The sequence below is a fragment of the Serratia grimesii genome (genome assembly GCF_900186025.1).
GTDB lineage: Bacteria > Pseudomonadota > Gammaproteobacteria > Enterobacterales > Enterobacteriaceae > Serratia > Serratia grimesii.
The window spans coordinates 4,054,350-4,063,227 of the sequence record NZ_LT883155.1 but is presented as its reverse complement, the minus strand read 5'-3'; the positions used below and the strand labels follow the sequence as shown (position 1 = coordinate 4,063,227).

The following is an 8,878-nucleotide window of genomic DNA, read 5'->3' as shown; positions in this document are numbered from 1 at the left end:
TAAAGTAGAAAGCCCCATGCGTAAGCATGGGGCTTTTTGCTGTGTCTGCTATAAATAAATTGCCACCATTCCACTTAATTTCATACCACTCTTCAATGCGCATCACATAAATCACGCTATATTCTTCGCCCGCTATTTGTTTTAATTGTTAACTAAATACTAACAATTGATTTACATTATGATCGGCAGGACGCCGATCTCACGATTTATTCGGCTCGGAGAATATAAAATGACAGAAACAACCTCGGTCATTGAGGATGGAGAAGGCGCTGATCTGGCAATTCAGGACAAAAAGAAGCGTATTTTTGCCATTGTAGGGGCGTCGTCGGGAAACCTGGTGGAATGGTTTGATTTTTACGTCTATTCCTTTTGTTCTATTTACTTTGCCGCTTCATTTTTCCCAGCAGGTAACAGCACGACCCAATTACTGCAAACTGCTGGCGTCTTTGCTGCTGGTTTCTTTATGCGCCCGATCGGTGGCTGGCTATTCGGTTATATCGCCGATAAGCATGGCCGTAAAAACTCGATGTTGATTTCAGTCTGCATGATGTGTGCAGGATCGCTGGTGATCGCCTGTTTACCGACTTACGAATCAATCGGGAGTTGGGCTCCGGCGCTGCTGTTGATTGCGCGGTTGTTCCAGGGATTATCCGTGGGCGGTGAATACGGTACCAGTGCCACCTATATGAGTGAGGTGGCAATAAAGGGGCGGCGTGGGTTCTATGCTTCTTTTCAATATGTGACGCTGATCGGTGGCCAATTACTGGCGTTGCTGGTTCTGGTTGCGTTACAACAAATCCTCTCTGCCGGAGAGCTCAAAGCTTGGGGCTGGCGTATTCCTTTTGCCATTGGGGCAGTATTGGCCGTGGTTGCCTTGTATCTGCGCCGCTCATTGAATGAAACCTCCGATGCCAAAACCCGTAACCATAAAGACGCCGGTTCACTGAAAGGATTGTGGAAAAACCGGAAAGCCTTTCTGATGGTACTGGGCTTTACTGCCGGTGGCTCATTGAGCTTTTACACCTTCACCACTTATATGCAGAAGTATTTAGTCAATACTTCTGGAATGGACGCCAAGTTGGCCAGCGGCATCATGACCGCTGCGTTATTTATCTACATGCTATTACAACCGTTAGTCGGGGCATTATCGGACAAGATTGGCCGCCGTAGTTCAATGCTGGTCTTCGCCTCGTTTGCGACCTTATTGACGGTACCGATCCTGCTAACGCTAAAAAATGTGACTAACCCTTATGCCGCATTCGGCCTGATCGTCCTGGCGCTGTTTATTGTGAGCTTCTATACCTCGATCAGTGGATTACTGAAAGCGGAGATGTTCCCGCCGGAAGTGAGGGCATTAGGGGTTGGGCTATCCTACGCAGTAGCTAACGCGATGTTTGGTGGGTCAGCAGAATATGTGGCGTTGTCGCTGAAATCGTTCGGCGCGGAGAATGCCTTCTTCTGGTATGTTTCTGGCATGTGTCTGCTGGCGTTGATTGTTTCGCTCAGGCTGCATCGTAAAGGAAAAGAGATCCAACTATGAATCAGCGAGTTGCGTGATACAGGCTGTAACCGGTCGCCGCGCCCGCAACATCCCAGGCAAAGTCCTTCCAGCTCCAACCGGTGCCGCCTTTACGACTGTCATACAGTTCTTTGGCGGCACCGAGCCCGATCGAGAACATCAGACCGAAACTCCGGCTACGGGCTTCACTCCAGTTTTGATGATCGCCATACGCAGCACCGGCGGCAGCAAAGGCAGCTGAAGCAACAAAATGCTGTGCTTTGTCCTTACCGGTCCAACTGTCATTGGCCAAATGAGTGCAACCGCTGGTGAAGAGTAAGAAGGGGAGTACGGCCAGGCAGTGGAGTGGGCGCATAATGAAAACATCCTGTTGTCATGGCATATAAAAAACCCCGGCATTGGCCGGGGTCTGCGATAGCTGAATTATAGCGGGATTACAGTATACGGCTAATCAATCGATCGATGCGGATACGGCGCAGACGACGGATCAGTTTGCGAACTTTAATCGGATACTGCTGAATGCTTTGTAATTCCAGGTAGTGTCCCACCACGGTGGTATGGGTACGGATGCACTCCAACTCTTTGTGTCGCTGCTCACGTAACTCTTGCTTAGGATCGTGAATGAGAATGGCATTCTCCAGATCCAACCGCCAAGCTCGTGGATTGAGGTTATTACCGGTAATCAACTGCCATTCATCATCTACCCACATGCCCTTCAGGTGATAGCTGTTATCGCCGTCTTTCCATAAACGAACAATCAACTGACCGGTATCGACATACCGCTGCAGGCGACTGAGAAAGCGCCGTAGGTTGATTTCATACAGGTAAGGTAACGCACCGATAATTTTGAACGGCTGATCTTCCGGAATATAGAAGTCATTAGCGGTTTTATCGCCAACAATGATCTCTACCTGTTTACCTTCACGCAGCAGATAAATGATATTGCGCACCAGTAACGCCGGGAGATTGAAGTAAGGAGTACACAGCGTCAGTTTTTGATCGGCGCAGGACATCAGATGGTGAATCGTTTTATTCAGCACACTTTGTTTGCCCAGCCCAACCAGAGGCGTTACTGCAAGCTCGTCGTTACCCGCCTTATTGCGAAACTGATAGCCGGCGCGGCGCAGGCCAAAGCGGAAAAGGCGAGTTTCGTTTTTGATCTCCGGGCTTTTCGGACGATCGTCACGATCCAATCGTTGTACGGCACCCGCGGACAATAGGTGCTGTTTGATGTAATCGATCAGAGTATTAGCCAACTCACCGTTGGTGATCAACTGGTAACGATCGTAACGGTATTTCTCGTGCTGATGTAAGTACACGTCGTTGATACTGGCACCGCTATAAATCACGGTATCGTCGATCACAAAGCCTTTCAGATGCAACACGCCCAAGGCTTCACGGGTATTAACGGGCACGCCATATATCGGCACGGGTAATCCTGGGTGCTGGTCCGCCATGGCGCAGTACCAGTCAGCGTTGGTATTGGCGGCTGCGGCTCCGATACGTCCACGCTGGGCACGATGCCAGTCGACCAGAATGCAAATCTCCAGCTCCGGGCATCGTTGCTTCGCCTGATAAAGGGCGTTGAGGATATCGCGTCCGGCGTCGTCGTGTTCCAGATACAAAGCGACCAGATAAATACGTTTGGTGGCGTGAGCGATTAAGTCCAGCAGCGTAGCGCGGTAGTCAGACGGCGTGTACAAGGTGCGTACATCAGCTACCGTCTGAGGGAGTTTGGGCAGTTGTGCAAGGTGTTGTTGATGTTTGCTACGTTTAAATTTTGACAACATCACAGTGCGCTTCTTCTCTCATGATTAGATGGCCTGAACGCCAAATACGGAAAAACAATAAATCGAATAATCGGGCGATAATACCACTAGTTGCCCCGATTGTGCGTATGTTTTGGCGTTAAGTGGTGGATTCGTAGCGCATTGCGACATAGGTCACTGCGCGTCCTCCGCTTGCAACGGCAGGGTCAAATTGACGATACCGTCCTCAAGTTGCACATCAATGCCAAAGCCCAGTCTCTGCGCCAACCCGATCATTCCGCGATTGTTTGGCATGGTGATCCCGGTCAGGCGGGTCAGCCCGTGGGCACGAGCATAAGCGATCATTTTCTCCAACAGTTGTCGCCCTAAACCGAGCCCTTTCAGATCGGAACGTACCAGTACGGCGAACTCCGCATCGATATTGTCTGGGTCGGAAAGGGCGCGCGTTACGCCAATGATTTGTTCATCACGCACGGCAACAAAAGCCATCTCCCGATCGTAGTCGATCTGCGTCATGTTAGCCAAATCGTCATGGGTAAACTCGTTGATCTCGCTGAAGTAGCGATAATAGAGATCTTCCTTGGTCACGCGATCGATAAAGTGTTTCAACGCCGGTTCATCTTCTGGCAAGATCGGCCTGAACAGACAATGTGAACTGTCTTTCAATTCAATGGTTTCTTCCAGCTCATGTGGATAAGGGCGGATAGCCAGACGGGCTTGTGGATCACCCGTAAACGGGGCAAGTTGCATGGAAACGTCGAGTAGGGTGAATTCGCTGCCGGAAGCCAATACCGGGTGGATGTCCAGCCGCGTGATTTCCGGGCAATCGAGAATCAAGTTAGACACCTGCACCAACAGACGGCTCAGCCCAGGAATATCAAGCGGTCTGAGGGCACTGCGTCCGCGGATTTTGCCTCCTTTCACGGCCTGCAGCACCAGATAGCGTGCCAGTGCCATATTTAATGGGGGCAGAGCTACGGAAACCTGATTTTCCTGTCGCCATTCAATCCCGCCTTCGCCCAGCATGATCAGCGGGCCAAAAATGGCATCTTGTTCTACAGCAATACGCAGTTCCTGTGCCCCGGCACGATTCGCCATACTCTGTACCAACAGACCGTGAATACGAGCCTGCGGATAAGTGCGTTTAACGCGATCGAGAATAGCTTCTGCGGCACGCTGCACTTCAGTCGCGGTACGTAAGTAGAGCATGACGCCCTGAACTTCAGACTTATGGGGAATATCGGGTGAACGCAGTTTGAGCGCTACCGGGTAACCAATCTGTTCGGCAATATGCACTGCCTCGGCGCTGTCTTCGGCAATCCAGGTGGGTAGTGTTGTCAGATCATAGGCCTGCAGAATCGATTGTACTTCATGGGTATCGAGCTGCGTCGCGCCTTCGGACAATGCCTGCTGAATCAGCCTATGAGCATCGGCAGTATTGGCCGTCAAACCTATTGGCAATGCCGGAGTCTCTTTCAGCTGTTTCTGATTACGGCGATATTCCACCATATGCATAAATGCGGTCACCGCACCTTCCGGAGTGCGGTAGGTGGGAATACCTGCCTCGGTAAATAGTCGCCGCGCTTCCTGCGACGAATATTCGCCGCACCAATTGGTGAGCAGGGTAATGCGTTTGCCACGTGGGTGTTGGTGGATGGCTTCAATAATACGTTCAGCCGTGATCGTACCAGGGGCCGCAGCGCTTGGAGCGTGGATCAGCAGCAAGGCGTCATAGTCATGGCTGTCGAGCAGCGTTTTAACCGCCGCCAGATAACGTTGCGGTGTCGCGTCATCACGCAGGTCAATCGGGTTGCCGGCGAGGATAAACTCGGGCAAAGCCTCGCCAAGCTGCGTCAGGATCTCGTCCCCTAACTGCGCCAGCTTGCCATTGCGGCCCAACAGCTCGTCCAGAGCCATTGCAGCAGGTGCGGCACCGTTGCTGACAATCATCAACCGTTCTCCGCGCAGCGGGTGCATATGGCTCAGGGTTTCCACCGCGGAAAACAGCTCATGGGTATCCTGCACGCGCAGTAACCCGGCACGTTGAATAGCAGCATCGTAGGCGGCATCTAGCCCTTGCTGGCTGTTAAGCAATAACTGAGCTTGCTGACTGCGACCACTCTTGACGACCAAAATCGGCTTGTTGCGTGAAGCACTGCGGGATGCGGATAAAAAGCGGCGCGCATCGCTGATGTTTTCCAGATACAGCAAGATAGCGCTGGTTTTACTGTCGCGCGCCAGAAAGTCCAGCAGGTCGTCGACGTCAATATCCAGGCTATCGCCGAGCGCGATAAAATAGGAAAAACCGACTTCACGTTGTTGCGCCCAGTCGAGAATGGTATTGGCTACCGCGGCGGACTGAGAAATGAACGCCAGTTTGCCCTTGAGGATCGGGACCGGCGAGAAACTGGCATTGATACCTTGCCAGGGGGCCAGCAGGCCCAGACTGTTTGGCCCCAGCAGGCGCATCGAATAACGCTGCGCATAAGCTTTTAACTCGGCGAACTGTTCTGGTGGAGAGGAGAGAACAATGGCGGTTTTGCAACCGCGCTCACCCAGAGCCTGAATTAATGCAAGGTTCCGCTCAGCATGGGTGCACAGTATTGCCAGATCGGGGCTGATAGGCAGACTGGCGACGTCTGGGTAAGCCATCACACCGCACACGGCCTTGTAACGCGGCGTGACGGGCATCACGGGCCCGTTGAATCCACCAGCCAGCAGGTTGCTCATCATCAGGTTGCCGGCGCGGCCAGGTTGTTGTGAAGCGCCGAGAACGGCAATCGATTTAGGACGTAAAAGCGCTTCTAACCCTCGCTGGCTCATGCACGACTCCTTTATATCCTTCATCCTTCGAAATAACAGGGACGCTGATTGCCGTCACTTACCTGGCTGCTGAGTAAGCTCAACGTTCAGGGAGGCATTCAGTTACCCTCGACCGCTATTTCGACTGTATTGGCGGTAGCCACGTTACTGCCTGATTCTAGACGTTTTGAGACGGCTTTGCTGTGACCGGTGCCTCTGGGCGCGTAGGTTTCCCAGCCAGATACTGTTGGCGGAAGTAGCGAAAATGCTCGGCCAGTCCATCTGCGGCGGCTACATCACCGGCCTGTTGCAATAGTGCTGTGGCGACTTCTGCCGTGCAGTGTTGCTCAGTGCGGCTGGCTTCGCGCAGTTGGTAGTTAGATGCAGCGGTCACGTTGAGTGAGAACACCGGGAACTGATTGAGGTACGGGCTTTTACGGAACATTTTACTCGCCTCGGTCCAGGTGCCGTCGAGCATGATGAACAGCGGCGGTTTGCCACCGTCAGGCAGTTCGCTGAATACCGGTCGTTCAGGTGCGGCATAGGACGCGGGAAACACCACGTAAGGCTGGCGTTCGGGATCGTTAATCGCCGTCAACAGAGCGGGGTCAACCTCGGTGCGCGACCAAAGGAATGCTTGAGTGTCCGGCAGAATGTCGGCAATCAAGCGGCCGGTATTGCTCGGTTTCAACGGTTCGGCACCAAACATGATCAGGCAGAAACGGCTGGTGGCGAGCTGTGGTTGAATAGTGTCGCACAGGCAGTTTTTATGCGGCAGCAGGCAACCCTGACAACGCGGTATGCGGTTGCCGCGCGCCAGAAAGGGGCGAGTAGAGCGTTCCAGGCGAAATTGGCGCAGGCGAAGTACGGCGTTGTCGGTCATAAATATTCCGGGGAAAACCGGCATTGTAACGCAGAAAAAAGCCCGACGGGAGCGTTCGGGCTGGATTGAGTCATGGCGTCGTCATCCACAATGGGCAACACCGCCTATACTTTCTGCGTTAAACTAGTTCATTGAGCCAGTTATCGAACGGCGTTTTCGGCATGGCGCCGTTGAGCATGTCGACCATTTTCCCATCACGGAATAGCATGATGGTCGGAATGCTGCGGATGCGGAAGCGAGCGCTCAGTTCTGGCTCTGCCTCGGTGTTCACCTTCACGAAGCGGACTTTACCGGTACGTTCTTCGGCAACGTCTTCGAAGATCGGGGCAAAATTGACGCAAGGTCCGCACCATGGGGCCCAAAAATCGACCACGACCGGCAGATCGTCCTGCAGCAACTGGTCCAGTGTCGCGGCGGTGGCATTAATCACCTCGCCGTCAAATAACGCATGGCCGCAGCGGCCGCATTTCGCACCGTCAGCCACACGTTCTTCAGGGACGCGGTTGGTGGCATTACAAGCTGGACAGACTGTATTCATGATGACCTCGGATACTGAGAAAGCACGACAAACCGCACTCGGGTTGCGGATATGTTTCTTTAATGCTGCTTATTATCGTTAAAAGTGCGGCAAGGAACAAAGAGGTTTGTTCAATGAATACGATAGTTGTTAGCTTTTAGCGCAAGTAGGTGGCTTAGCACCCCAACATCAGGTAATCTTCGCGCCCTGCGCGTTGGTGGAGAAGAAAATGAACGATTCATTTAGTGGCAAGAACGGTAAAGTTAAAGTGATGTACGTCCGCAGCGACGATGACAGCAGCAGCGACGACCGTAACAAGAATAAGCGTCCGGCCGGCAAAGGCCGTCCGGCAGACGGTGCGCGCTTTTCGGGCCGTACCGGTCAGGACAAGCCACGCGGCAACAATGATCGCCGCGGCTCTGGTACTGATTCCCGCCGCAGTGAAAGCGATCGTCCTCGCCGTCCAGCGCGTACTGAAGACCGTGGCGGTTATGATTCGCCATGGAAAACCGTGTCACGTGGCCCGGAAGAAGAGCCGGCGTTCGATCATGGTGGTATCAGCGGTAAAAGCTTTATCGATCCAGAGCAGTTACGTCGTCAACGTGCGGAAGAAACCCGCGTTTACGGTGAGAACGCCTGTCAGGCCCTGTTTGCCAGCCGCCCAGACGCTATCGTCCGTGCTTGGTTCGTGCAGTCGGTTACGCCACGTTTTCGTGAAGCACTGCGTTGGATGGCGGCGAACCGCAAAGCCTACCACGTAGTAGATGAAGAAGAGCTGGCTAAAGCGTCCGGTACTGAACATCATGGCGGCGTCTGCTTCCTGATTAAAAAGCGTCAGGGTCTGGATGCGCAAACCTATCTGAAAGAAGCACCAGCGAAAGATTGTGTGCTGGCGCTGGAAGAAGTGGGCAACCCGCATAACCTGGGTGCTATCGTTCGTTCTTGCGCTCACTTTGGCGTTAACGGCGTGTTGCTGCAAGATCCAGCGTTGCTGGAATCTGGTGCTGCGGTGCGTACTGCAGAAGGCGGTGCAGAGCACATCAAAGCGATCAGTGCTGATGACTTCCTGTCGGTGCTGGATACCTTCCGCAAGGCAGGTTACGCCATTGTCACCACTTCAAGCCATAAAGGTACGCCATTGGCGCAGGCTAAACTGCCGGCCAAAATGGTATTGGTACTGGGTCAAGAGCGTGACGGTCTGAGCGACAGTGCCTGGCAGCAGGGCGACATGAACGTGTCTATCGGCGGTACTGGCAAGGTAGAAAGCCTGAACGTATCGGTCGCGACCGGTATTCTGCTGGCTGACTGGTGGCGTCAAAACCAGGCCTAATATACCCGTCGCCTTTCAAGCCGCAGCGTTGTTACCTGCACTCGTTCACCCCAGTAAC

Annotated in this window: 7 protein-coding genes; 2 read left to right on the top strand and 5 right to left on the bottom strand. The window is 53.2% G+C overall.

All coding sequences use genetic code 11. The features are described 5' to 3' along the window. The first annotated feature begins 229 nt into the window (after positions 1-229). Complete coding sequence (locus SGBXF1_RS19110; protein WP_130381848.1) at positions 230-1,540, top strand: MFS family transporter; 1,311 nt, start codon at positions 230-232, stop codon at positions 1,538-1,540. A 1-nt stretch (position 1,541) separates the two neighbouring features. Here the strand turns inward: SGBXF1_RS19110 and SGBXF1_RS19105 are convergent, their stop codons facing one another. The 5 genes from SGBXF1_RS19105 to trxC form a co-directional block, all read right to left on the bottom strand. After that, positions 1,542-1,874: a YfiM family lipoprotein gene (locus tag SGBXF1_RS19105; protein ID WP_130381846.1), complete on the bottom strand. Its 333-nt coding sequence runs from the start codon at positions 1,872-1,874 to the stop codon at positions 1,542-1,544. A gap of 79 nt (positions 1,875-1,953) precedes the next feature. Beyond that, a complete protein-coding gene (gene pssA, locus SGBXF1_RS19100) occupies positions 1,954-3,309 on the bottom strand; it encodes a CDP-diacylglycerol--serine O-phosphatidyltransferase (RefSeq protein WP_165392873.1) in 1,356 nt (451 codons plus the stop codon). A gap of 153 nt (positions 3,310-3,462) precedes the next feature. Next, entirely contained in the window at positions 3,463-6,111 is a 2,649-nt protein-coding gene (locus SGBXF1_RS19095; protein ID WP_186427378.1) for a bifunctional acetate--CoA ligase family protein/GNAT family N-acetyltransferase, read from the bottom strand. A gap of 157 nt (positions 6,112-6,268) precedes the next feature. Continuing rightward, on the bottom strand, positions 6,269-6,973 hold the full coding sequence (locus tag SGBXF1_RS19090) for a tRNA-uridine aminocarboxypropyltransferase (protein ID WP_186427377.1): 705 nt from the start codon (positions 6,971-6,973) through the stop codon (positions 6,269-6,271). 118 nt (positions 6,974-7,091) lie between these two features. Then, on the bottom strand, positions 7,092-7,511 hold the full coding sequence (gene trxC, locus SGBXF1_RS19085; RefSeq protein ID WP_061808385.1) for a thioredoxin TrxC: 420 nt from the start codon (positions 7,509-7,511) through the stop codon (positions 7,092-7,094). Positions 7,512-7,719: 208 nt separating this feature from the next. Here trxC and SGBXF1_RS19080 point away from each other — a divergent pair, with 208 nt between their 5' ends. Next, positions 7,720-8,820 carry a tRNA/rRNA methyltransferase gene (locus SGBXF1_RS19080; RefSeq protein WP_186427376.1) on the top strand — a complete coding sequence of 367 codons (1,101 nt, stop codon included), beginning with the start codon at positions 7,720-7,722 and terminating at the stop codon, positions 8,818-8,820. Positions 8,821-8,878: the final 58 nt, after the last annotated feature.